Source organism: Variovorax sp. OV700, from assembly GCF_900099805.1.
Taxonomy (GTDB): domain Bacteria; phylum Pseudomonadota; class Gammaproteobacteria; order Burkholderiales; family Burkholderiaceae_C; genus Variovorax.
Window position 1 is genome coordinate 154747 of sequence record NZ_FNDR01000012.1, and the last position, 22592, is coordinate 177338.

At 66.4% G+C, this 22592-nt stretch carries 22 protein-coding genes; 13 read left to right on the forward strand and 9 right to left on the reverse strand.

The features are described 5' to 3' along the window. Nucleotide 1: 1 nt before the first annotated feature. Together BLR24_RS24310 and BLR24_RS24315 are read right to left on the reverse strand one after the other, a co-directional pair. Nucleotides 2-991 (reverse strand): phosphatidate cytidylyltransferase, encoded by a 990-nt coding sequence (locus BLR24_RS24310; RefSeq protein ID WP_093021913.1) that lies wholly within the window; start codon nt 989-991, stop codon nt 2-4. A gap of 13 nt (nt 992-1004) precedes the next feature. Next, the gene (locus BLR24_RS24315) at nt 1005-1892 is read right to left on the reverse strand and encodes a lysophospholipid acyltransferase family protein (RefSeq protein WP_093021916.1); all 888 of its coding nucleotides are present in this window, start codon (nt 1890-1892) and stop codon (nt 1005-1007) included. Between the two features lie 7 nt (nt 1893-1899). Between BLR24_RS24315 and BLR24_RS24320 the strand changes: the two genes are divergently transcribed. Continuing rightward, nucleotides 1900-2337: a ribosomal maturation YjgA family protein gene (locus tag BLR24_RS24320; protein WP_093022022.1), complete on the forward strand. Its 438-nt coding sequence runs from the start codon at nt 1900-1902 to the stop codon at nt 2335-2337. On the opposite strand, the gene mtgA is transcribed toward BLR24_RS24320, so the two are convergent. From mtgA to BLR24_RS24345, 5 genes are all read right to left on the reverse strand, one after another. Then, on the reverse strand, nt 2282-3025 hold the full coding sequence (gene mtgA / locus BLR24_RS24325; RefSeq protein WP_093021919.1) for a monofunctional biosynthetic peptidoglycan transglycosylase: 744 nt from the start codon (nt 3023-3025) through the stop codon (nt 2282-2284). The two genes, BLR24_RS24320 and mtgA, sit on opposite strands and share 56 nt — an antisense overlap. After that, nucleotides 3022-3879, reverse strand: a complete 858-nt coding sequence (aroE, locus tag BLR24_RS24330; RefSeq protein ID WP_093021922.1) for a shikimate dehydrogenase — start codon at nt 3877-3879, stop codon at nt 3022-3024. Before aroE ends, mtgA begins: the two co-directional genes overlap by 4 nt. 28 nt (nt 3880-3907) lie before the next feature. Then, nucleotides 3908-4759, reverse strand: coding sequence for an energy transducer TonB (locus BLR24_RS24335; RefSeq protein ID WP_093021925.1), 852 nt, complete (start codon nt 4757-4759; stop codon nt 3908-3910). Nucleotides 4760-4841: 82 nt separating this feature from the next. Then, complete coding sequence (locus tag BLR24_RS24340) at nt 4842-6905, reverse strand: ribonuclease catalytic domain-containing protein (RefSeq protein ID WP_093021928.1); 2064 nt, start codon at nt 6903-6905, stop codon at nt 4842-4844. 66 nt (nt 6906-6971) lie between these two features. Continuing rightward, nucleotides 6972-7565 (reverse strand): YqiA/YcfP family alpha/beta fold hydrolase, encoded by a 594-nt coding sequence (locus BLR24_RS24345; protein ID WP_093021931.1) that lies wholly within the window; start codon nt 7563-7565, stop codon nt 6972-6974. Nucleotides 7566-7925: 360 nt separating this feature from the next. Between BLR24_RS24345 and BLR24_RS24350 the strand changes: the two genes are divergently transcribed. From BLR24_RS24350 to BLR24_RS24375, 6 genes are all read left to right on the forward strand, one after another. Then, a complete protein-coding gene (locus BLR24_RS24350; protein WP_093021934.1) occupies nt 7926-8666 on the forward strand; it encodes a response regulator transcription factor in 741 nt (246 codons plus the stop codon). 17 nt (nt 8667-8683) lie between these two features. After that, a complete protein-coding gene (locus tag BLR24_RS24355; RefSeq protein ID WP_093022025.1) occupies nt 8684-10528 on the forward strand; it encodes a sensor histidine kinase in 1845 nt (614 codons plus the stop codon). 32 nt (nt 10529-10560) lie between these two features. Then, a complete protein-coding gene (rodA, locus tag BLR24_RS24360) occupies nt 10561-11715 on the forward strand; it encodes a rod shape-determining protein RodA (RefSeq protein ID WP_093021937.1) in 1155 nt (384 codons plus the stop codon). A gap of 39 nt (nt 11716-11754) precedes the next feature. Continuing rightward, entirely contained in the window at nt 11755-13215 is a 1461-nt protein-coding gene (gene tldD, locus BLR24_RS24365) for a metalloprotease TldD (RefSeq protein WP_055801721.1), read from the forward strand. A 48-nt stretch (nt 13216-13263) separates the two neighbouring features. After that, the gene (locus BLR24_RS24370) at nt 13264-13800 is read left to right on the forward strand and encodes a hypothetical protein (RefSeq protein ID WP_093021940.1); all 537 of its coding nucleotides are present in this window, start codon (nt 13264-13266) and stop codon (nt 13798-13800) included. A gap of 220 nt (nt 13801-14020) precedes the next feature. Further along, entirely contained in the window at nt 14021-15139 is a 1119-nt protein-coding gene (locus BLR24_RS24375) for a 3-deoxy-7-phosphoheptulonate synthase (protein WP_055801724.1), read from the forward strand. Nucleotides 15140-15145: 6 nt separating this feature from the next. Here the strand turns inward: BLR24_RS24375 and BLR24_RS24380 are convergent, their stop codons facing one another. Then, nucleotides 15146-15655 (reverse strand): cupin domain-containing protein, encoded by a 510-nt coding sequence (locus tag BLR24_RS24380; RefSeq protein WP_093021943.1) that lies wholly within the window; start codon nt 15653-15655, stop codon nt 15146-15148. Continuing rightward, the gene (gene mpl, locus BLR24_RS24385; protein WP_093021946.1) at nt 15652-17055 is read right to left on the reverse strand and encodes a UDP-N-acetylmuramate:L-alanyl-gamma-D-glutamyl-meso-diaminopimelate ligase; all 1404 of its coding nucleotides are present in this window, start codon (nt 17053-17055) and stop codon (nt 15652-15654) included. Before mpl ends, BLR24_RS24380 begins: the two co-directional genes overlap by 4 nt. Before the next feature lie 101 nt (nt 17056-17156). Here mpl and BLR24_RS24390 point away from each other — a divergent pair, with 101 nt between their 5' ends. The 6 genes from BLR24_RS24390 (at nt 17157) to BLR24_RS24415 (ending at nt 22577) form a co-directional block, all read left to right on the forward strand. Beyond that, a complete protein-coding gene (locus BLR24_RS24390; RefSeq protein WP_093021949.1) occupies nt 17157-17753 on the forward strand; it encodes a hypothetical protein in 597 nt (198 codons plus the stop codon). Beyond that, the gene (locus BLR24_RS24395) at nt 17754-18299 is read left to right on the forward strand and encodes a TlpA family protein disulfide reductase (RefSeq protein ID WP_093021952.1); all 546 of its coding nucleotides are present in this window, start codon (nt 17754-17756) and stop codon (nt 18297-18299) included. It begins immediately after the preceding gene. 98 nt (nt 18300-18397) lie between these two features. Further along, nucleotides 18398-18859: an acetyl-CoA carboxylase biotin carboxyl carrier protein gene (gene accB / locus BLR24_RS24400; RefSeq protein ID WP_093021955.1), complete on the forward strand. Its 462-nt coding sequence runs from the start codon at nt 18398-18400 to the stop codon at nt 18857-18859. A gap of 2 nt (nt 18860-18861) precedes the next feature. Continuing rightward, a complete protein-coding gene (gene accC / locus BLR24_RS24405) occupies nt 18862-20211 on the forward strand; it encodes an acetyl-CoA carboxylase biotin carboxylase subunit (RefSeq protein WP_093021958.1) in 1350 nt (449 codons plus the stop codon). 13 nt (nt 20212-20224) lie between these two features. Continuing rightward, on the forward strand, nt 20225-21109 hold the full coding sequence (gene prmA / locus BLR24_RS24410) for a 50S ribosomal protein L11 methyltransferase (RefSeq protein ID WP_093021961.1): 885 nt from the start codon (nt 20225-20227) through the stop codon (nt 21107-21109). A 73-nt stretch (nt 21110-21182) separates the two neighbouring features. Beyond that, the gene (locus BLR24_RS24415) at nt 21183-22577 is read left to right on the forward strand and encodes a zinc-ribbon and DUF3426 domain-containing protein (protein ID WP_093021964.1); all 1395 of its coding nucleotides are present in this window, start codon (nt 21183-21185) and stop codon (nt 22575-22577) included. Nucleotides 22578-22592 lie beyond the last annotated feature (15 nt).

Below are 22592 nucleotides of genomic sequence, written 5' to 3' on the forward strand. Positions count from 1 at the left end.
GTCAGACGTTGAAGTACCAGCGGATCGAGTGAAAGAAAATGGGCGCCGCGAAGCACAGCGCATCGACACGGTCGAGCAGGCCGTTCGCACCCGTGACGCCCACGCCCTTCTTGCCCCAGTTGGGAATGCCGCGGTCACGCTTGAGCGCCTTCATCACAAGGTGGCCCATCGAGCCGGCGATGCAGGCGATGACGGACACCGCGAGGGCCTGGCCAAACTTGAAAGGCGTGATGAACGAGAACAGCGCGCCCACCAGGCTGGCCACCACGATGCCGATACCCCAGCTGGTCCAGTTGAAGCTGCGGCTCACATTGGGCGCAAAGGGCTTGCGCTGCGTGCGGCGCGAAATGACGTGCTGCACCAGCACCGAGGTCTGCACCACGAACACCAGGAAGAAGACGAGAAAGGCGCTCTTGCCCTCGTAGCCCGGAAAGCTCAGTAGCAGCAGCGCCGGCACATGGCTCATGCCGTAGACGCAGACCATGATGCCCCACTGCAGCTTGGCATTGCGCTCGAGAAAATGGCTGGGGTCGTCGGCCAGCGCGCTCGCGACCGGGATCGCGAGGAACACGTAGACCGGAATGAACACGGTGAACAGGTCGAAGCGCGCGGTGGCCACGAGCCAGAACTGGATCGGCAGGACCACGAAGAACGCCAGGATCAAGCTGCGATGGTCGCCCCGCCGCGTTGGCGAGAGCGTGATGAATTCGCGCAGCGCAAAAAAGGCGATGAGCGCGAACAGCACGGTAGCGACCTTTTCGCCCAAGGCCCAGCCGACCCAGAACACGATCACCATGAACCAGGTGGTGCCCAGCAGTTTGCGGTAGTGCGCCAACTCGGCTTGCCACGCGGCGTCGTGCACGGGGTTGCGCCGTTCCCTGAAGGTCAGGAAGAAGGCCGTGGTGCTCACGATCACGAGCAGGCCGAAGACAATGAGAAAAAGGGCCGCGACCTGCTGGGTCGGTGTGAGGCTGCGCAGGAACTGGTTCATCGCAAGGTTCCGCTCAGACGTCGCGCAATGCGATCACGGCGGCACGTGCGCGATCGAGGAAAGGACGGCGCTCTTCGGCTTCTTCGACGCGAATCGGCGCACCGAACGTGACGGAACACAGGATCGGCACCGGCACGATCTCGCCCTTGGGCATGACGCGCTGCACGTTGTCGATCCACGCGGGCACCAGCACCACCTCGGGAAACATCGTCGCGAGCGTGTAGAGGCCCGACTTGAACTTCTGCGGCTCCCCGGTGTGGCCGCGCGTGCCTTCTGGAAAGATGATGATCGAGTCGCCGCTGCGCAGCGCCTCGACCAGCGGTGCCAGCGGATCGGAGGCGACAGTTGCAGCGGGCGGCTCCGGTTCCGCGGCCGGCGGCAGGGCAGGCGGTGCGGCCGGGGGCGGAGGCGGTGGAGCGGGAAGGTCGAGCCGCCCTTGCGCTTCATCGAAGGCTTCGGGGACGACGTCGACCATGAGCGGAGCCGCCGGCTCCATCGGCAGCAGTGGTTCCATCGACGGCTCGATGCGTTCGGCCCGCGCCGCAATGGCATTTCGTGCGGGCGGCGGAGGCGCCTCGGGTTCTGGCGTGGCTGCCGTTTGCGCGGCTGCGGTCGGCGCGGTGGCCGCGCGCTCCACATACACCGCGTTGAACACCTCGGTCGTGATCCAGCGCTTGAACGGCGTGTTGGCCCAGTAGTCGCGCGCCGCAATGGGCCGCGTGATGCTGCGCAGTTCCTCTGGCAGCGCGGCCCAGATCATCACGAGGTCGGCGTGGCTCTGGTGGTTGGCGAAATAGATGCGCTGCTCGGCCTTCGGCGGACAGCCATACCAGCGTGCCTGGGCCCCCGTGAGCAAGCGGACGACCCCCAACAACAACCAACCCGTGAGCTTTGCCAGCATGGGCGCGATGATACGGGGCATGCGATGGCGTTTCGATCCTCTTTCTCTGGTGTGGGCGGTGGCCCTGTTGTTTGTTCTCGTGCTGCTGGCTACCGTCGGCGCGCGCTGGGGCTGGTTGCGGAGTTTCTTCGGCGACGTGCTGGCCGTGGCGTGGGTCTATCTTGTCTTCAAGAGCTTCGTTGCCGCGCGCGTGCTGCCGCTGGCGCTGGCGGCGCTCGGCGTGGGCCTGGCGGTCGAGTTGGGGCAGTTCCTGGCATCGGCCTGGCACCTGCACATTCCGAACCGCGCCCTGCGCATCGTGCTCGGCAGCACGGCCGACTGGTGGGATGTGCTGGCCTACGTGATCGGCTTCGCGGCCGTGCTGGCCATCGAGGCGGTGTGCGGCACTGTCAGGGCAGCTCGGCCGACGGCATCCGCGCCACGATGGTCGAAGCCCGCCCGCTGAGATAGGACGAGCCGACCCTGCGCTCGAAGAACTTCGGGCTCGGCAGCATCACGGCCAGGCGCGCGGCCTCGCCGGCGCTCAAGCGCGAAGCGGGTTTCCTGAAGTAGTACTGCGACGCCGCCTCGGCGCCGAACACGCCTTCGCCCCATTCGACGTTGTTGAGATAGATCTCGAGGATGCGGCGCTTGTCGAGCAGCACCTCGAGCAGCGTGGCGAGCACCAGCTCCTGGCCTTTTCGCAGCAGCGTGCGCTCGCCGGAGAGCAACAGGTTCTTCGCGAGTTGCTGCGTGATGGTGGAGCCGCCGCGCAATTGCACCGGGCGCACCGGCTTGCCGCGCGCCACGGCACGCGCCGCGCGCCGGGCGGCAAGCTCCTCGGCCTTGGCATTGCGCTGCCGCGCGCGCTCGATGGCTTCCCACTCGACGCCGCTGTGGTCGATGAAGTCGGCGTCCTCGCTGGCGATGACGGCACGCTTGAGGTTGTCGCTGATCTGCGAGTAGGGCACCCACTCCTGGCGCCACGCGCCCTTGCTGCCCTGGTGAATGGCGATCTGCCAGGCTTCGGAGCGCTGGAATGCGGTGCTTTGCGGATCGATCACCGCCATGGCTGCGATGCGCGCCACAAAGAAAAGCTCCAAGACCACGGCCGCCAACAGCAAGTAGCCGACAAGGCGCAGCAGGCCCTTCATTGGCCGGCGGCGAGCGAGGCGCGCAGCTCGGCCAGCACCTGCGCGGCCGGCGGGCGCACGCCGCGCCAGATCTCGAAAGCCTCGGCCGCCTGCTCGACCAGCATGCCGAGCCCGTCGCGCGGCACACCACCGTGCGCTTCGGCCCAGGCCATGAAGCCGGCGGCCGCAGGCCCGTACATCAGGTCGACCGCGAGCGCGCCCGCGCGCAGTACCTGCGCGCGAACCGGCACCCCATCGCCTGCGAGGCTGGATGCCGTGGCGTTGACTACCACGTCGAAATTGCCCGGCACTTCGTCGAGCGCCCAAGCTTCGAGCGCGGCGCCGTGGCGCAGTGCCAGCGCGGCATGGCGCTGCACCAGGGCCATCGCCTTGCCGACGGTCCGGTTGGCCACCACGACGCGCGAGACGCCCGCATCGAGCAACGGCCCCAGCACGCCGGCAGCCGCGCCGCCCGCGCCGATGAGCAGCAGTTCGCAGCCTGCGAGTGGTACGGCCGCGTTGTGCACAATGTCGTTGACGAGACCGATGCCGTCGGTGTTGTCGGCGTGGATGCTGCCGTCGGGCTCGAAGCGCAGCGTGTTGACCGCTTGCGCGAGCAGCGCCCGCTCGCTGGTGTGCTGTGCAATGGCGGCGGCGTCGAACTTGAAAGGCACGGTGACGTTGCAGCCGCGTGCGGTGTCGCCGCGCTCGGCGGCCTCGCGCCTGAAGCTTGCAACGCCTTCGGCAAAAGCGCCAATCGGCACGAGCCGGCGGCTGTAATCCATCTGCTGGCCGCAGAGTTCGGCAAACCGGGCATGGATGCGGGGCGAGCGGCTGTGCTCGACGGGGTTGCCCATTACGCAGTACAGGTCCATGGTGCCGTGATTCGCCGTTGTCGCGTTGCTATTGGGAGGAGAGCTCGATGGTCTCGTCGCGCGTGAACTTGAAGCGCGACTGCAGCACGATCTGATCGGTCTCTTTTCGCATCGCGTCGGTGAACTTGCCGAAGCTGCCGATGCTTTGCACGATGGCCTTGGCGCGCCGGTCGAGCGTGGTGTCACCCGAGCTTTCGTCCACCACGGTATCGAGCAGCTTGCCGTCGTGGTTGATGGTGATCGTCATCTTGAGCTCGCCATAGAGCTTCTTGCCGGCCGCCGTGGGGAAGTTCTCGGTGCCTCGCAGCTCGATGCGGCGACGCAGCGTGTCCACGTAGATGGCATAGGCCGCCTCGCGCGTGGAGGGGCTCAGGTAGCGCTTCTTGGGGCGTGCATTTTCTTCGTTCACGCGCCGTTCGATTTCGGCCAGCAGCTCCACCATCTGGCGCCGTTTTTCTTCGCGCGCGAGGGATTCCTTCGGATCGCCCGAGGCGCGCGGATCGGGTGCGGGCATGGCGGCCAGGTCGCGCTTGAGTTGCGCGAGCAGCTGCATCTGCTGGGCCTGCATGGCCTCGACCTGGCGCCGTGCCTCTTCGACGGAATCGCCCACGGCGGTGAAGCTCGACGGCGGCAGCGGGCTGGTGGCGCGGCCCCGTTCGAGGTCGCCACCGCCCGCGAGCGAGGTTTGCGCCATCACCCGGGTCTTGGCGTCGGGCTTGTCGTGCGTCTTGCTGTTGACCAGGATCACTTCGAGCGGCGTTTCGCTGAAGACCCGGTTGAACGACTCGGGGTCGACGAAGCGCACCGCAAGAAGTGCGGCGTGCACGATGACCGACACGCCGAGTGCGATCTGCAGCGTGCTCAGATCCCTGAAGTTCATGGACGACGCTCCTGCGGCCTCATTGAATGGCCTCTGCCCAGCGGGTTGCGGTGCTGGGCACCTTCGGGTGGCCGGGCTGTGCTCATGCCGGCGTGTTCTCGGGTGCCGCCTCGCTGTCGGTCAGATCGACGGCAATGGCGATGGGGCCCGCGACTTCTTCCATATCCTCGTCGCCGCCTTCTTCTTCCTCGGCCGCGGTATCGGCCTTGGGTGCGTCGAGGCGCTCGAGCACCGTGCCGTGCACGTCGAGCGCGATTTCATCGATCTCGCCAAGCTTCACGCGCAGGCGTGCGCCGCGTTCCTGCTGGCCCGCGACCGGAAACACCAGCGGCAGCGAGTCCGCGCGCACCAAGGCGCCGTTCTGGATGTCCTTGATGACAGTCACCTCGAGCTCTGTGATGCCCTGCTGCTCCAGGTATTTGAGCGTCCAGAAGCGTTCCATGCCGCCCTGGTAGGCGTTGTAGGTCGCGTAGGCGGCATCGAAGCCCGAGAGAATCGAGAACAGGTCGGCATCCTTCGGCTTGAAGGGCGCGGCCAGCGCGGCGGTCTTGCCGTGGCGCGCGGCCGCGATGATCTGCCACTGGTTCACGAGGTCGGTGTAGCGGCGCAGCGGCGAGGTGCTCCAGGCATAGCTCTTCACGCCCAGGCCTGCGTGCGGCAGGGCCCGCGTGCCCATGCGCACCTTGATGCCGGGCGCTAGGCTGGCCTGGCTGCGGTAGAGCCCAGGCACGCCGAGTTCGCCGAGCCAGCCGCCCCAGCTGCTGTTGGCCAGGATCATTGCTTCGGACACGATCAGGTCGAGCGGCGCGCCGCGCTGGCGCGTGGTGATCTGCACCTGCTCGCTGCCGTTCGGCTCGCCTTCGTTGCCGACGAGGCGGAAGTTGTAGTCGGGCCGGTTGAAATTTTCGGGCTTGCCTCGCACCACTTCGCGCTGGGCCTTGAGCTGCTTCGCGAGGCGGAACAGGAAGGAGAGTGGGGCGCGTAGCTTCGCGGCGGCCTCGGGCGTGTTCTCGCTCGTGAACGAGGCGTCTTCGAGCCAGGGCTGCGTGACGACGCTGTCCAGCTGGTCGTGCCGCAGGTTGGCCACGATGGGCACGCGTTCGAGCTTCGTCTCGCTCGATTGCAGTTCGAGCGTGGCTTCGTCGAAGCGCACATAGAGCGACACCGCGGGCCGGTCGCCACCTTCGAGCAGCGTATAGGCGTTGACGACCTCGTCGGGCAGCATAGTGATCTTGTAGCCCGGCATGTAGACCGTGGACATGCGATTGCGCGCCACCTGGTCGATGGGGCTGCCTGGCGTCAACGCCAGGCCGGGCGCCGCGATGTGGATGCCCACCGTGACGGTGCCGCTGCCCAGGCCCTGTACCGACAGCGCGTCATCGATTTCAGTCGTTTGCGAATCGTCGATCGAGAACGCCTCGACACCCGCGGCAATCGGCAGGTCGTCCACGATGGCCGGCGCTGCGAGCGCCGGAAACCCGGTGCCCTTGGGGAAGTTCTCGAACAGGAAGCGCCGCCAGTGGAATTGGTAGGCCGAGTCGATGGCGCCGGCCCGCTCCAGCAAATCGAGCGGCGGGCGCTGCGTGGCGCGCGCGGCATCGACCACGGCCTTGTATTCGGGCGCGTTCTTGTCCGGCTTGAACAGGATCTTGTAGAGCTGTTCGCGAATCGGCGGCGGGCACACGCCCTCGGCCAGCTGGCCGGCCCATTCGACGATCTGCGCCTGGACGACCTTTTTCTTCTCGATGGCTGCCAGCGCCTGCTGCAGGATCTCGGCGGGCGCTTTCTTGAAGCGCCCCTTGCCCGCGCGGCGAAAGTAGTGCGGCGCCTCGAAAAGCGCGAACAGCGCGGCTGCCTGCTGGGCGAGCGTGGGCTTGTCGCTGAAATAGTCGGATGCAAGCTCGCCGTAGCTGAACTCCCCCTCCGGCGCAAATTCCCAGGCCAGGTCGAGGTCCATCGCGGCGGCAAGGGCGCGCGCTTCGGCGATCAGTTCGGCTGGCGCCGGCTTCTCGAAACGCAGGACGATGTTGGCGCCTTTGACCTTGACGCGCTTGCCGGTGTCGAGCTCGACCTGCGCCGATGCTTCGGCCTCTGACAGCACGCGGCCGCCGAGGTACTTGCCGGCTTCTTCAAACAATACAAACATGCCCGGATTGTCCCAGACTTGGTACACCCCCAGGCTTGCCCGCTTCCGCGGTGCCTTGTCCGGACTTCAGATGGGGTTGATGAACGCCATCACGTCGTCGAGGTGGTTTTCCTCGAAATCGGACAGCGCATGGTCACCGCCCTCGAGCAGCTTGATGTTGCTGTCGGGGTAGCGCGCCGAGGTTTCGTGCCAGTCGAGCGCCTCGTCGCCCTTGGCGATGATGGCCAGCACGCGCTCCGGGCGCGTGAGCGCGCCGACTTCCATGGTGCGCAGCTCCTGGATGTACTCGGACCGGAAGTAGAAGTGCTCGGCCGGGTCTTGCCAGGTGGTCTGGTCGCCGATGTAGAGCGCGAGGTCGCGCGCCGGATGCACCGCCGGATTGAGCAGCACGGTGCGGCATCGCGTCATGCCCGCCACATAGGTGGCATAGAAGCCGCCCAGCGAAGAACCCACCACCGCCATCGACTTGCGCGGCCAGTCCGCGATGCCCTTCATGATCATGTCGATGGCTTCGCGTGGAGAAGGCGGCAGCTGCGGGCACCACCACTGCAGGTCGGGATGCTCCCGTGCCACACGCTGTGCCATGAGCCGCGCCTTGGTCGAACGGGGCGAGGAGCGGAATCCGTGCAGGTACAACAGATGAGTGGTTTGCGGGTCCATGCGTGGCGGAGGCTGAAAGTGGTGCGGTCGACGCAACTCCTTGATTGAAGGAGCTGGGTAATTTTGCATGAGGTCGGTATGCGCAAGACGCCCTCCGGAACCAAGGACTCCGGGATGCGGGCTGCTTGCAGGAAGGTGTCGGTGTACCACTGTGGTCTCCGGAGCGCGGGAATTTTCTTTGCTCTATCTGCTTGGGTTCTGCCCTCGGGAAATCGAAAGTATTCAACTGCACCTGCGGCGGTTTCAACCGGGACGGCATGGGCGAGGTGATAGGCCGGCCCCAGTTTCACGGGCTGCACAGGGTGCGGCATCCCATGAAAGCGGGAGGTTCTGCGACCTTTTTGCCTGCCGCCTCGGCTTATGCTCACGCCCATGAACATCGAGGCTCTGGATGCGGGAATGACACGCCGTTGGGGCGTGCTCGTCGTCGAGGACGACAGCCGCGCGCGGGCCTTCTTCGAGGCCAGCGTGCAGCGCAGCCCGCGCCTGTTCTGGCTGGGAAGCGCAGGCACGGTGCAAGAGGCGTTGACCTGGCTGGCCCAGACCAGCACCATTCCCGACGTGCTGCTGGTCGACCTCGGCATGCCCGATGGCAGCGGTTTGGACGTGATCCGCGATGCCGTGGCGCGCTTTCCCGGCTGCGAGCCGCTGGTGATCTCCGTCTTCGGCGACGAAGAAAACGTGCTTTCCAGCATCGAGGCCGGTGCCGTCGGCTATATCCACAAGGACGCCGCACCCGAGGACATTGCGCAAACCATCGTCGAGATGAAGGCCGGCGCATCGCCGATTTCGCCCATGATCGCGCGGCGCGTGCTCGCCAAATACCGCAGCCTGCAACTGGCGGGCACCCCCGCCACTGTGGCCGCACCCGAGGCCGCCGCCGACACCGCCGCGCCGAGTCTGCTCTCGGCCCGCGAGCACGAAGTGCTCACGCTGATCGCACGCGGGTTCTCCTATGCGGAAATTGCGCGGCTCAAGGGGCTGAGCGTTCACACGGTGCAGACGCACATCAAGAATCTCTACGGCAAGCTGGCGGTGCATTCCAAGAGCGAGGCCGTGTTCGAAGCCACGCGTCTCGGCCTGCTGTCCCACCCGGGCTGAACCACATGGCCGGGCGCATGTTCGGAGGCCCGGTACGGGCGCTTTTCGCCATGGGGCTCGCGGTGATGCTGCTGGTCGCGGCGCGTGCCGCAGCGGCTGCGCCGGCGGAGAGCCCGATCGAACTGCGGCGCGGAACCGTCACCACCACCATCGACGGCGCCACGCACCAGGCGCCCGTCGAGCTGTCCTACCACTGGGATCGCCGGCACGCCGGACGCCCGGGTCTTGCGGATTTCGAGCTGCCTTTCACGCTGGCGGCCGAGCCCGCAACGCCCTGGGGCATCTTCCTTCCCCGCGCCGGCAACGTCCTCGAGGTGCGGCTCAACGATGCCTTGCTGCAGGCTTTTGGCGACCTGGCACGGGGCAACGGCGCCGACTACGCCAAGGCGCCCATCTATGTGCCGGTGCCGGGGCACTTGCTGAAGGAGGGCGACAACCGCCTGCAGATTCGCATCCGCGCCGACAGCTCCCGCCGCGCCGGGCTTTCGCGCGTGACCATCGGACCCGCGACGCCGGTGCGCACCGAGCTTTTCGAGAGCGCCTATGCCTGGCGCTTTACCGGCTCGGTGCTGCTGACCGCTTTCAGCCTCATCGTCGGCGGCATCGCGCTGGCCTTGTGGCTCACGCAGGTCGATGCCGGTGCAGATGGACGGCGGCGGCGCGACGGCATCTATTTCTGGGCCGCGCTGGCGGAGTTCTGCTGGGCCTTGCGAGTGGCCGACGGCGTGATTGCCGAACCGCCTCTTTCCTGGGGCTTCTGGGGCGTGCTCATGGCCACCTGCTATGCGGGATGGGCCGCGTCCGCCATGATGTTCTGCTACCACCTGGCCGGCTGGGACGACAACCCGCGCATGCGCTGGCTGCGCTGGCCGATGGCCGCCGTGGTGGCCGGAACCTTGGCGTCGAGTGCCATGGCGCTGCACCGGGAGCAGCCCTATTGGCTCACCGGCTGGCTCGCGCTGGAAATCGTGGTCGTTACCCTGTTCGTCGGCGCCTTTGCGGTGGCGACGGTCAGGCGGCCGAACGTGGGACGCCTGCTGGTGGCGGCCGCGGCGCTGGTGACGCTGGGCTTCGGCACCCGCGACTGGCTCGTCATCCGCCTGAGCGATGCCTACGGCGAGACCACCTGGGTGCGGTATTCGTCCATTTTCTTCGGCATTGCGCTGCTCTTGATCGTGCTTCGGCGCTTCCACGCCGCGAGCGTCGAGGCGCGTGGCTGGGTCGCGACCCTGGCCGAGCGCGTGGCGCAGCGCGAGCGTGAACTCGCGTCCACCTTCGCTGCGCTGGAGCAGGTGGCGCGCGACCAGGCCCGCACCCACGAGCGCGAACGTATCCTGCGCGACATGCACGACGGCGTGGGTTCGCACATCAGCTCGGCCATTCGCCAGCTGCAGTCGGGCCAGGCGAGTTCCGATGAACTGCTGCGCACGCTGCGCGATTCGCTCGACAAGCTCAAGCTGTCGATCGATTCCATTCATCTGCCGCCCGGCGACATCGGCGCCCTGCTGGCGGCCTTGCGCTACCGGCTGGAGCCGCGGCTGGCGGCCGCCGGCATCGCATTCGAATGGGCGGTGGACGAGGTGCCCGCAGTGCAGCGGCTCGATGCGCAGGGCATGCGGCAATTGCAGTTCCTGCTGTTCGAGGCCATCTCCAATGTGCTGCAGCACGCCCACGCGAAGACGCTCCGGATCGAGGCCGAAAACCTGGCCGGTGCCGTGCAGCTGCGCGTGATCGACGACGGACGCGGCTTCGACACATCGCGGGTGCCCAGGGCGCTTTCGGAGCGCGCCGCCACGGTTGGCGCCCGGCTGTCGCTCGAAAGCCGACCGGGGCGCACGGTCGTTCAGCTCGATTTCGGCTGAGATGCCTCGCGGGGCGCGGATAATCCGCCCCCATGTCCGCCGTGTTCAATCAGCCCTCCCTGGCGCGCCGCATCGCGCCCATTTTCCAGGGCTTCGACGGCTTTCTGGCCTTTGCTGTCCTGCTGCTGGCCTTTGCCGGCTTGCTCACCATGTATTCGTCGGGCTATGACCATGGCTCGCGCTTTTCCGACCATGGCCGCAACATGCTGCTGGCCGGCTTCATCATGTTCGTGGTGGCCCAGGTGCCGCCGCAGCGGCTGATGATCTTCGCGGTGCCGCTCTATGCCACCGGGGTGGCGCTGCTGGTGGCGGTGGCGCTATTCGGCATCACCAAGAAGGGGGCCACCCGCTGGATCAACGTCGGCGTGGTGATCCAGCCCAGCGAGATCCTCAAGATCGCGATGCCGCTGATGTTGGCCTGGTGGTTCCAGCGCCGGGAGGGCCAGTTGCGGCCGCTCGATTTCGTGGTGGCCACGGTGCTGCTGGCGGTGCCGGTGGGTCTCATCATGAAACAGCCCGACCTGGGGACCTCGCTCCTGGTGCTCGCTGCCGGCATGGCGGTCATTTTTTTCGCCGGGCTGTCGTGGAAGCTGATCGTTCCGCCGGTGGTGATCGGCGCCATTGCCGTGACGCTGATCGTCGGCTTCGAGTCGCAGCTGTGCGCCGACGGCGTCGACTGGCGCGTTTTGCATGACTACCAGAAGCAGCGCGTCTGCACGCTGCTCGACCCGAGCAAGGACCCGCTCGGCAAGGGCTTTCACATCATCCAGGGGATGATCGCCATCGGCTCGGGCGGTGTGGGCGGCAAGGGCTTCATGCAGGGCACGCAGACGCACCTCGAATTCATCCCCGAGCGCACCACCGACTTCATCTTTGCGGCCTACTCCGAGGAATTCGGCCTCGTGGGCAACCTGGCGCTGATCGCGGCGTTCATCCTGCTGATCTTCCGCGGGCTGGCCATCGCCGCCAGTGCCACGACGCTGTTCTCGCGGCTCCTGGCCGGGGCGGTGACGATGATTTTCTTCACCTATGCCTTCGTCAACATGGGCATGGTGAGCGGCATCCTGCCAGTGGTGGGCGTGCCGCTGCCGTTCATCAGCTACGGCGGCACCGCCATGGTCACTCTGGGTCTGGGCCTGGGCATCCTGATGTCCATCGCCAGGGCCCGCAAGCTCGCCCAGAACTAGCGACGTACGCAAAGCGTGGGAGCGAGCAATAATCCCTTCATGATCTCTCGCGAACCCACCATCGAGCGCCTTGCCACGGCGCAACAGCTTCTTCTCACGCCGTTCGGCCTCGACGAATCGCACCTGGGCAAGGCCCTGGCCGAGATCACCGCCCACAAGGTGGACGACGCCGACCTGTACTTCCAGTACACCCGCAGCGAAGGCTGGAGCCTCGAAGAGGGCATCGTCAAGACCGGCAGCTTCAGCATCGACCAAGGCGTCGGCGTGCGTGCGGTCAGCGGCGAGAAAACCGCGTTCGCCTATTCGGACGACATCTCCGAGGCGTCGCTGCTCGATGCCGCGCGCACCGTGCGCTCCATTTCTTCCGCGGGCCGCACCGGCCGGGTGAAGACGGCCACGCGCAAGATCGCGTCGAGCCGGTCGCTCTACAGCGGCATCGACCCCATTTCCACGCTCGACAGCACGGCCAAGGTCAAGCTGCTCGAAAAGGTCGAAAAGCTCGCCCGTTCGCGCGATCCGCGCGTGGCGCAGGTCATGGCGGGCCTCGCGAGCGAGTACGACGTGGTGCTGGTGGCGCGCGCCGACGGCACGCTGGCGGCCGACGTGCGGCCGCTGGTGCGCCTGTCGGTCACCGTGATTGCCGAGCAGAACGGCCGGCGCGAAGTCGGCTCGGGCGGCGGCGGCGGGCGTTTCGGGCTGGCCTACTTCACCGACGAGCAGATTGCCGAATACGTCGACCATGCCGTGAAGGCCGCGCTGACCAACCTCGATGCGCGTCCGGCCCCGGCCGGCGAAATGACCGTGGTGCTCGGTTCCGGCTGGCCCGGCATCCTGCTGCACGAGGCCATCGGCCATGGCCTGGAGGGCGACTTCAACCGCAAGGGCTCGAGCGCGTTCTCGGGCCGGATCGGCCAGCGTGTGGCGGCCAAGGGCGTGACGGTGCTCGACGACGGCACCATTGCCGACCGCCGCGGTTCGCTCAATGTCGACGACGAAGGCAACGCGAGCCAGCGCAACGTGCTCATCGAGGACGGCATTCTCAAGGGCTACATCCAGGATTCGCTCAACGCGCGCCTCATGAAGGTCAAGCCCACGGGCAACGGCCGCCGCGAGAGCTACGCCCACGTGCCGATGCCGCGCATGACCAACACCTACATGCTGGGCGGCGACAAGGACCCGAAGGAAATCGTCGCGAGCATCAAGAAGGGCCTCTACGCCACCAACTTCGGCGGCGGGCAGGTCGACATCACGAGCGGCAAGTTCGTGTTTTCCGCAAGCGAAGCCTACTGGGTCGAGAACGGAAAGATCCAGTATCCGGTGAAGGGCGCGACCATCGTGGGCAACGGCCCGGACGCGCTCACCCGCGTGACGATGATCGGCAACGACATGGCGCTCGATTCCGGCGTGGGCACCTGCGGCAAGGAAGGCCAGAGCGTGCCGGTCGGGGTGGGCCAGCCCACCTTGCGCATCGATGGTTTGACCGTAGGCGGCACGGCCTGAGAGCTTGCTAAGCTCCGCTCCTCAAATTTTTACAAAGAGGAGCATTCGATGAGGATCAGGATCAATTCGTCTGCGGCCCTGTGGGCTGCGACCGTTGCGGCGGCATTGCTGGCAACCGTCGGCTGCGCATCGCGCGGCGGTTCGGGCGCCAGCCAACCCTCGGCCGCGCCCGCTGCCACGCCTGCGGCGCCGGCCCGCGCAGGGGCCAAGACCGGCTTGGATGCCCAGGGCAACGTAGTCGATTCTTCCAAGGTCGAAGCGGGTAGCGGCCGGACCGTCAAGGGCCTGAACGGCTACGAAGGCGAGATCACCGGCAACCCGACGCGCAACAGCAGGTTCAATCGCCTGCAGATCGGCATGAGCGCCAGGCAGGTCACCGACATTGCCGGCCAGCCGACCGACCAGGGCGCCTATGTGACGGGCAAGGCCTTCATCCCGTTCTATTTCGGCGGCGATCGCCACCGCTACGAGATGACCTACAAGGGCCAGGGCCGGCTGGTTTTCGCGGGTGGCGGCATGGGTGACTACTCGGGCGGCAACCTGATCTGGATCATCCACAACCCCAACGAATCCGGTTACCGCTGACCTTCGGCAGCCGGGCCTTTGCCCGGCTTTCTGTTTTCCGTGCTACATTTCGCCCACATGTCCGCCCTCCGCGCTTATTTCTTTGCCTACTTTTGGTTCCCGGTTTCCGGCGGACGAGAGGCGAGCGCGTAAAGCAAACGAACACCCTCCCAAAACCGCCGGCGCCTCGAGCCCCGGCGGTTTTTTTATGCCCTGACGATCTTCACACAAGGAAAACACCATGAGCACGAACACTGCCCCGACCAGCGACAGCTGGTATGCGAGCGTCGAAAAAACCAGCAAGACCGACGACGAACGCATCAAGGACATCAACGTGTTGCCCCCTCCTGAACATCTGATCCGCTTCTTCCCGATTCGCGGCACGCCGGTCGAAACGCTGATCGAAGGCACCCGCCGCAACATCCACAACATCATGGCCGGCAAGGACGACCGACTGCTGGTGATCATGGGGCCCTGCTCGATCCACGACCCGGCCGCGGCGCTCGAATACGCCCGCCGCCTGAAGGTCGAGCGCGAAAAATACGCCGGCACGCTCGAGATCGTGATGCGCGTGTACTTCGAGAAGCCGCGCACCACGGTCGGCTGGAAGGGTTTGATCAACGACCCGTACCTCGATGAGAGCTTCCGCATCGACGAAGGCCTGCGCATTGCCCGCCAGCTCCTGATCGATATCAACCGCCTGGGCCTGCCGGCGGGCAGCGAGTTTCTCGACGTGATCTCGCCGCAGTACATCGGCGACCTGATCGCCTGGGGCGCCATCGGCGCGCGCACCACCGAAAGCCAGGTGCACCGCGAACTGGCCTCGGGCCTCTCAGCCCCGATCGGCTTCAAGAACGGAACCGACGGCAACATCCGCATCGCGACCGACGCCATCCAGGCGGCGGCGCGCGGGCATCACTTCCTGTCGGTGCACAAGAACGGACAAGTCGCGATCGTGCAGACCAACGGCAACCGCGACTGCCACGTGATCCTGCGCGGCGGCAAGGCGCCGAACTACGACGCCGCGAGTGTCGAAGCTGCCTGCAAGGATCTCGAGGCCGCCAAGCTGCCGCCCACGCTGATGGTCGATTGCAGCCATGCCAACAGCTCCAAGCAGCACCAGAAGCAGATCGACGTGGCCAAGGACATCGCCAACCAGATCGCCGGGGGTTCGAACCGCGTCTTCGGCGTGATGGTCGAAAGCCATCTGCAGGCCGGCGCCCAGAAGTTCTCGCCGGGCAAAGACCAGCTCTCGGGCCTCGAATACGGCAAGAGCATTACCGATGCATGCATCGGCTGGGATGATTCGGTGCAGGTGCTCGACACCCTGTCGCAGGCCATCAAGCAGCGCAGGGGTTAAACGGGGTCAAAGCATCCCGGCCAGCTCGGGCCAGTGGTGCCGCATGGCGGTGGCTTCATCGCTGTCGAGCGGCACCAGCGAAAAGTCGGCAAAGTCGAAGCCCGGCCCGACCATGCAGGCAACCAGCGTGTAGTCGCCGCTGGTGTGGCCCTGGATCGGGCGGGCAGCCTGCCACTGGCCGGCCGGCACCACGTGCTGCGGCCGCGTGCCGTGCGCATCGACCGGGCCTAGCCGCACGTGGGCCGGCGCGGTGCGCAGCGCGGCATCGCAGGTCCACAACGCCAGCGGCACGCCTTCCAGGTGCACCCAGACTTCGTCGGACAGCACCCGGTGCCAGCGCGAATGCTGGCCGGCCTCGAGCAGGAAGTAGATGCTGGTGAGCGCGCTGCGCGGTGCGCGGCCGTCGGTGGGAACCACGCTTGCCGCGGAACGGAACACCTCGCTGTACCAGCCACCTTCGGGGTGGGGCTGCAGCTTCAGGCTCTCGATCAATTCCCGCGCGCGCATGGCCGTCATGATGCCGGGGCGCTGCGAAGTGCCGCAAGCAGTTTGTCGTGCACGCCGCCGAAGCCGCCGTTGCTCATACAGACGATGTGGTCGCCGGGCCGGGCCGCGGCGACGATCTGCGCGATCAGCGGCTCGATGGCGCCGGCCACCTGAGCGCGGTCACCCATCGGCGCCAGGGCCGCGGCGGCATCCCAGTCGAGCCCGGCCGTGTGGCAGAACGACCGGTCGGCCGACTCCAGGCTCCACGGCAACTGCGCGGCCATGACGCCCAGCTTCATCGTGTTGCTGCGCGGTTCGAAGGCGGCAAGGATGCGCTCGCCCCGCTTTCCGGCGGCATCGAGCTTCTTGCGCAGGCCGTCCAGCGTGGTGCGGATGGCGGTCGGGTGATGGGCGAAATCGTCATACACGGTGATCGCGCCGCCGCTGCGTTCGACGGTGCCGCGCAATTCCATCCGGCGGCGGACGTTCCTGAACGTGCCGAGCGCCCGGGCCGCATCGGCCGGCGCTACGCCCACATGCTCGGCGGCCGCGATGGCGGCCAGCGCGTTCATCTGGTTGTGGAGGCCCGAGAGTTCCCACTCGACCCGGCCCACAGCTTCGCCATTGCGCAGCACGTCGAAGACGTCGTGCGACCCGGAAGCCTGCCATTCGCCGCCCGCGCCGAAGCGCGCGAGCTCGCTCCAGCAGCCCTGGGCCAGTACGCGCTGCAGGCTCTCTTCAGTGGCGTTGACGACCAGGCGACCAGTGCCCGGCACCGTCCGCACCAGATGGTGAAACTGGCGTTCGATAGCGGCAAGGTCGTCGAAGATGTCGGCGTGGTCGAACTCGAGGTTGTTGAGGATCGCGGTGCGCGGGCGGTAGTGGACGAACTTGCTGCGCTTGTCGAAGAAAGCGGTGTCGTATTCGTCCGCCTCGATGACGAAGGCCTGCCCGCCGCCGGACCGTGCCGAGACGCCGAAGTCGAGCGGAACCCCGCCCACAAGAAAGCCCGGCGCCTTGCCGCCCTGTTCGAGCACCCATGCCAGCATCGAGGTGGTGGTCGTCTTGCCGTGGGTTCCGGCCACCGCCATGACGTGGCGGCCCAGCAGCACGTGCTCGGCCAGCCACTGCGGACCGCTGGTGTATGGCTTGCCGGCATCGAGGATCGCTTCCATCAGCGGAAACTTCGGGGTGCCGTCGGGAAGCCGGGCCCTCGACACCACGTTGCCAACCACGAACATGTCAGGCGAAAGTGCGAGCTGGTCGGCTGCGAAGCCTTCGATCAGCTCGATGCCGAGCGAGCGAAGCTGGTCGCTCATGGGCGGGTACACGCCGGCGTCGCAGCCGGTGACCCGGTGGCCTGCTTCGCGCGCCAAGGCGGCCAATCCGCCCATGAACGTGCCGCAGATGCCAAGAATATGAATGTGCATCCGGCGATTCTAGGGAGGCGCCTGCGCGGCCCCTCGGCCTGAGGCCTGCCCTTTGTACCAATGGTCGTGTGAACCACGCCATCTGCGGGCAAAATGTGTCGATGGACACGTCCAAGCGTGAGATTGCCGCTGCAGCAGCCCGCCTCGTGGTTGAAGAGGGGCTGGAGTACGGCCCGGCCAAGCGCAGGGCGCTGCGCGACCTGGGTCTGTCGTCGCGCACCTCTCTGCCCAACAACGACGAAGTCGAGGCCGAAGTCCGCGATTACATCGCTCTCTATTGCGCCGACACCCAGCCCCAGGAACTCCATGCCTTGCGGCTGCTCGCGCTCGAGTGGATGGAGCGCATGGCTGCGTTCCGACCGCACGTCGGAGGCGCCGTCTGGCACGGCACCGCCACCCGGTTGTCAGACATTTATATTCAATTGTTCTGCGATGATTCCAAGTCCGCCGAAATTGCACTGATCGACCATCACGTGGACTACGAGCCGCGGATGGTCACCGGTTTCCATGGCGAGCAGGTGGAAGCGCTCAGCGTGCACGCCGCGAGCCGCGCGCTGGGTGAAGAGATCGGGGTGCACCTTCTCGTGTACGACCTCGACGACTTGCGCGGAGCGCTCCGGCCCGACGCCCAGGGCCGCGTGCCGCGTGGCGACCTGGCCGCGCTGCGCCGGCTGATTGAAAAAGAAAAGGACAAGTGAATGAGTTCTTCGCCCACACGGCGCCGCCTTCTTTATGGCGGCGTGGCAGTCGCGGCCGCTGCGGCGGGCCTGGGCGGCGCGTGGTGGCGTGAGCGCGGCAGCGGCGTGAAGGGCGAAGCCCTCGATGCCGCTTTCTGGACCCAGCGTTTCGAGCGTCCGGAGGGCGGCGAATTGGTATTTGCCGATTTGCGCGGCAAGCCGCTGCTGCTGAATTTCTGGGCCACGTGGTGTCCTCCCTGCGTGGAGGAAATGCCGATGATCGACCGCTTCTTTCGCGAACATGGCGGCAACGGCTGGCAAGTGGTCGGATTGGCGATCGATCAGCCCAGTGCCGTCCGCAAATTCCTCCAGAAAACGCCGGTCAGTTACCCCACCGGACTGGCCGGCTTGCAAGGAACAGAGCTGGTGAAAAGCCTGGGAAACACTGCAGGCGGGCTCCCCTTCACGCTGGTTTTGAACGGCAGCGGGACCGTGGCGGCACGTAAAATGGGTAAGCTGGAGCCCGCCGATCTGGACACTTGGCGGCGTGAACTGGTTCACGGTTAGAATCAGATACACCTCGGCATTCGCCGCCAATCGCTAAAGATCAACGATTTTTAGCCCAGTTACATCCTAATGACCGGCAAAGTCGGCACTGGAGCCTCATGGATCTGCGCAAACTCAAGACACTGATCGATTTGGTGTCGGAATCCAATATTTCCGAACTGGAAATCACCGAAACCGAAGGCAAGGTTCGCATCGTCAAGGGCGGCGGCGCTGCCCCCGTGCAATATGTGCAGACCGTGGCCGCACCTGCTGTAGCGGCGCCCGTTGCCGGTGCCCCGGCAGCTCCCGCAATTGCCAGTGCGCCGGCACCCGAGGCTGCGCCCACCGGGCACGCCGTCAAGTCGCCGATGGTGGGTACTTTCTACCGCTCGTCCAGCCCGGGCGCGGCGGCTTTTGTCGAGATTGGCAGCAAGGTCAACGAGGGCGACACCATCTGCATCATCGAAGCGATGAAGATCCTCAACGAAATCGAAGCTGACAAGTCCGGCACGATCACCCAGATCCTCGGCGAAAACGGCCAGGCGGTCGAATACGGCCAGCCGCTGTTCATCATCGAGTGACCATGTTCAAGAAGATCCTGGTTGCAAACCGGGGGGAAATTGCCCTCCGGATCCAGCGCGCCTGCAGCGAGCTCGGCATCAAGGCCGTGATGGTCTATTCGGAAGCCGACCGCGACGCGAAGTACGTCAAGCTCGCGCAGGAGGCCGTTTGCATCGGCCCGGCGCCGTCGTCGCTCAGCTATCTCAACATGCCGGCGATCATCTCGGCGGCCGAAGTGACCGACGCCGAGGCGATTCATCCCGGCTACGGTTTCCTGAGCGAGAACGCCAATTTCGCCGAACGGGTGGAGCAGAGCGGTTTCCAGTTCATCGGCCCCACGCCCGACAACATCCGCACGATGGGCGACAAGGTCTCAGCCAAGCAGGCCATGATCAAGGCCGGCGTGCCTTGCGTGCCCGGCTCCGAGGGCGAGCTCTCGGATGACGCCGCCACCAACAAGCGCATTGCCCGAGCGATCGGCTACCCGGTCATCATCAAGGCGGCTGGCGGCGGCGGTGGCCGCGGCATGCGCGTGGTGCACACCGAAGCGGCACTGATCAACGCGATCCAGATGACCAAGGCGGAAGCCGGCGCGGCCTTCAGCAATCCGGCCGTGTACATGGAGAAGTTCCTCCAGAATCCGCGCCACATCGAAATCCAGATCCTGGCCGACAAGCACAAGAACGCCGTTTATCTGGGCGAGCGCGACTGCTCCATGCAGCGGCGCCACCAGAAGGTGATCGAGGAATCGCCGGCCCCCGGCATTCCGCGCAAGCTGATTGAGAAGATCGGCGAGCGCTGTGCCGCAGCCTGCAAGAAGATCGGCTACCGCGGCGCCGGCACCTTCGAGTTCCTCTACGAGAACGGCGAGTTCTACTTCATCGAGATGAACACGCGCGTGCAGGTGGAGCATCCGGTGACCGAGTTCACCACCGGCATCGACATCGTGAAGACGCAGATCATGGTGGCGGCCGGCGAAAAGCTGCCGTTCACCCAGCGCCAGATCGAGATGCGCGGCCACGCCATCGAGGTCCGCATCAACGCCGAAGACGCCTGGAAGTTCACGCCGTCGCCGGGCCGCATCACCATGTGGCACCCGCCGGGCGGGCCTGGCGTGCGCGTCGATTCGCATGCGTACACCAACTACTTCGTGCCGCCGAACTACGACTCGATGATCGGCAAGATCATTGTCTACGGCGACACGCGCGAGCAGGCCATGGCCCGCATGCGTACCGCGCTCAACGAGACCGTGATCGAAGGCATCCAGACCAACATCCCGCTGCACCGCGAGCTGATGGTCGACGCCAAGTTCATGAGCGGCGGTACCAACATCCACTATCTGGAAGAGTGGCTGGCGGCGCACAAGCGCTGAACGGCACCACGGCATGTTTGAACTACGCCTCATGGCGCCGGAAGACCGGGTCGAGATGCTCGGCGATGCGCTCGACGCACTCGATGCGCTGAGCGTGTCGGTCGAAGACGCCGACGCGCAGACCGACGCCGAGCAGGCGTTGTTCGGCGAGCCTGGCATGCCGCCGCCCAAGGAAGGCTGGCAACGTTCGCGCGTGATCGCGCTGTTTGCCGACGAAGCGCTTGCCAAGGACGCTGCGTCGGTGCTCGCGCTGCAAGACTTCTTCAAAGGCTGCGAGGTGCTCGGCGTGGCGCCGGTGCCCGAGCAAGACTGGGTGCGGCTCACGCAATCGCAGTTTGCGCCGGTCGAGATCACGTCCGAGTTCTGGATCGTCCCCACGTGGCACGAGCCGCCCGAACAGGCAAAGCAGGTGATCCGCCTGGACCCGGGGCTCGCCTTCGGTACCGGCACGCACCCCACCACGCGCATGTGCCTGCGCTGGATCGCCAAGCAAGGCGCATTCGCCGGCCAGCGCGTGCTCGACTACGGCTGCGGCTCCGGCATCCTCGCGATTGGCGCGGCGAAGTTCGGTGCGCCCGACATCGACGCCGTCGACATCGACGAAGCGGCCGTTTCGTCGACCCGCCTCAATGCCGAAGCCAACGGCGTGCGCCTGAACGCCGGCCTGCCTGAAGCAGCCAAGGGACGCTACGGCACGGTGCTGGCCAACATCCTGGCCACGCCGCTCAAGGTGCTTGCGCCACTTTTGTGCAGCCACGTGGCGCCCGGTGGGTCGCTGGTGCTGGCCGGCATCCTCGAGCGCCAGGCCGACGAACTGAAGCAGGCCTATGCGCCGTATGCTGCGCTCGAAGTCAGCGACAGCGAGGACGGCTGGATCCTCATGACGGCGCGCTGCTGAGGACGCAGCGGGCCATTCGTGTCGCTCTGATTCCCCTGGCGCGGCGAGGGCCCAACCCTACAATCGCCCGGTCATGAGCCTCGTCACGCGCTGCCCCGCCTGCACCACCACCTTCAAGGTGGTTCGCGACCAGCTTCGCATCTCGGACGGGTGGGTGCGTTGCGGCCGCTGCAGCCACGTGTTCGACGCCACGCTCGATTTGCACGAGGCACCCGACGTTGCCCCGGTGGCCAGCGCGATTGCGTCGCCGCCATCGTCGGCGCCCGCTGCCCAATCCGAACCATCCGAGCGGCGGTCTTCCGAGCAGTCCCGGCAGGCGATTGAAGACGCGGAATTCTTCGAAGACGAGCCCGAGCTCGGCGAGGCGCCGGAAGCTTCCGCCGCGGTGCCGCCCGGCGAGCAGATTGAGACTCCATCGGCTGCGCCGGTGTCCGAGCCCGAATCACCGCCGGCACCAGCGCCCGTATCCGCATCGACTTCGGCCTCGGCCCTGGTCCTGCCAGCGCATGGCATCGTCGCGGACGAGCTGTGGTCCGACTTCGAGGCCAACGAGCCCGAGTGGCGTCCTCCGCCCAGTTCGCTGCCGCCGTTTCCGAACATCGACCTGAATCTTGGGGCTTCTCCCTCGCCCCCGCCACCGCCGCCACCTCCCTTGCCGGCCCTGCGCCTCAAGGCCCGCGAACTGGTGGCCTCGGCCAGCGATGAGAACGAGAAGCACGAACCTGCGATGGACCGCGACCAGGTGCAGATGCAGAAGGCGCTGCGCCGGGCGCGCATCAAGTCCGCCAAGATCGCCAGCGCCAAGGCGCGGGACGAGCGCGCCGCCGCCAAGGCATCGGCCTCGATGGTGCGCGAGGCGAGCGAACCCGACCCGGTCCTCTTGCCACTCCCATCGCTCCGCGATGACGCAGAAGAAGACTCCGAACGGCTTCCGCTCTTTGGCGGCGAGGAGCCGAGCCGCGATGCCACGGGGTTCTGGCAGCGCAGCGCGGTGCGGCGCTGGCTCTGGGTTCTTGCGGTGCTTGCCTTCCTGCTGTTGGCCGTCCAGGTCTTGCGGCACGAGCGCGATGGCATTGTGGCCCGCCAGCCGAACCTTCGTCCGGCGCTTGCCGCGCTGTGCGGTTTTACCGGTTGCGAGCTCACGGCGTTGCGCCAGATCGGTGACATCGTGATCGAGGGCGCCGCCTTCGCGCGCGAGAAGACCGGCAACAACGACTACCGGTTGAGCTTCACCCTGCGCAACGGTGCCACCGTTCCGCTGGCCATGCCGGCGGTCGAGCTTTCGCTGCTCGACTCGCAGGAGCGCGCCGTGCTGCGCCGCGTGTTGACGGCTACGGACTATGGCGCGCCGGCGGTGCTTCCGCCGCGCGCCGACCAAGCCGCGTCGTTGCCGCTGGCCTTGTCCGCCACAGAGGCGGCGACGCTGCCGCCCATTGCCGGCTACCGCGTCGAAGCGTTCTATCCTTGAGCCGGGCGCGTGTTC

What these genes read in the sequence shown, in the direction of transcription:
- BLR24_RS24310 (WP_093021913.1), bottom strand. Translation starts at nt 991, where the DNA reads ATGAACCAGTTCCTGCGCAGCCTCACACCGACCCAGCAGGTCGCGGCC.
- BLR24_RS24315 (WP_093021916.1), bottom strand. Translation starts at nt 1,892, where the DNA reads ATGCTGGCAAAGCTCACGGGTTGGTTGTTGTTGGGGGTCGTCCGCTTG.
- BLR24_RS24320 (WP_093022022.1), top strand. Translation starts at nt 1,900, where the DNA reads ATGATACGGGGCATGCGATGGCGTTTCGATCCTCTTTCTCTGGTGTGG.
- mtgA (WP_093021919.1), bottom strand. Translation starts at nt 3,025, where the DNA reads ATGAAGGGCCTGCTGCGCCTTGTCGGCTACTTGCTGTTGGCGGCCGTG.
- aroE (WP_093021922.1), bottom strand. Translation starts at nt 3,879, where the DNA reads ATGGACCTGTACTGCGTAATGGGCAACCCCGTCGAGCACAGCCGCTCG.
- BLR24_RS24335 (WP_093021925.1), bottom strand. Translation starts at nt 4,759, where the DNA reads ATGAACTTCAGGGATCTGAGCACGCTGCAGATCGCACTCGGCGTGTCG.
- BLR24_RS24340 (WP_093021928.1), bottom strand. Translation starts at nt 6,905, where the DNA reads ATGTTTGTATTGTTTGAAGAAGCCGGCAAGTACCTCGGCGGCCGCGTG.
- BLR24_RS24345 (WP_093021931.1), bottom strand. Translation starts at nt 7,565, where the DNA reads ATGGACCCGCAAACCACTCATCTGTTGTACCTGCACGGATTCCGCTCC.
- BLR24_RS24350 (WP_093021934.1), top strand. Translation starts at nt 7,926, where the DNA reads ATGCTCACGCCCATGAACATCGAGGCTCTGGATGCGGGAATGACACGC.
- BLR24_RS24355 (WP_093022025.1), top strand. Translation starts at nt 8,684, where the DNA reads ATGTTCGGAGGCCCGGTACGGGCGCTTTTCGCCATGGGGCTCGCGGTG.
- rodA (WP_093021937.1), top strand. Translation starts at nt 10,561, where the DNA reads ATGTCCGCCGTGTTCAATCAGCCCTCCCTGGCGCGCCGCATCGCGCCC.
- tldD (WP_055801721.1), top strand. Translation starts at nt 11,755, where the DNA reads ATGATCTCTCGCGAACCCACCATCGAGCGCCTTGCCACGGCGCAACAG.
- BLR24_RS24370 (WP_093021940.1), top strand. Translation starts at nt 13,264, where the DNA reads ATGAGGATCAGGATCAATTCGTCTGCGGCCCTGTGGGCTGCGACCGTT.
- BLR24_RS24375 (WP_055801724.1), top strand. Translation starts at nt 14,021, where the DNA reads ATGAGCACGAACACTGCCCCGACCAGCGACAGCTGGTATGCGAGCGTC.
- BLR24_RS24380 (WP_093021943.1), bottom strand. Translation starts at nt 15,655, where the DNA reads ATGACGGCCATGCGCGCGCGGGAATTGATCGAGAGCCTGAAGCTGCAG.
- mpl (WP_093021946.1), bottom strand. Translation starts at nt 17,055, where the DNA reads ATGCACATTCATATTCTTGGCATCTGCGGCACGTTCATGGGCGGATTG.
- BLR24_RS24390 (WP_093021949.1), top strand. Translation starts at nt 17,157, where the DNA reads ATGGACACGTCCAAGCGTGAGATTGCCGCTGCAGCAGCCCGCCTCGTG.
- BLR24_RS24395 (WP_093021952.1), top strand. Translation starts at nt 17,754, where the DNA reads ATGAGTTCTTCGCCCACACGGCGCCGCCTTCTTTATGGCGGCGTGGCA.
- accB (WP_093021955.1), top strand. Translation starts at nt 18,398, where the DNA reads ATGGATCTGCGCAAACTCAAGACACTGATCGATTTGGTGTCGGAATCC.
- accC (WP_093021958.1), top strand. Translation starts at nt 18,862, where the DNA reads ATGTTCAAGAAGATCCTGGTTGCAAACCGGGGGGAAATTGCCCTCCGG.
- prmA (WP_093021961.1), top strand. Translation starts at nt 20,225, where the DNA reads ATGTTTGAACTACGCCTCATGGCGCCGGAAGACCGGGTCGAGATGCTC.
- BLR24_RS24415 (WP_093021964.1), top strand. Translation starts at nt 21,183, where the DNA reads ATGAGCCTCGTCACGCGCTGCCCCGCCTGCACCACCACCTTCAAGGTG.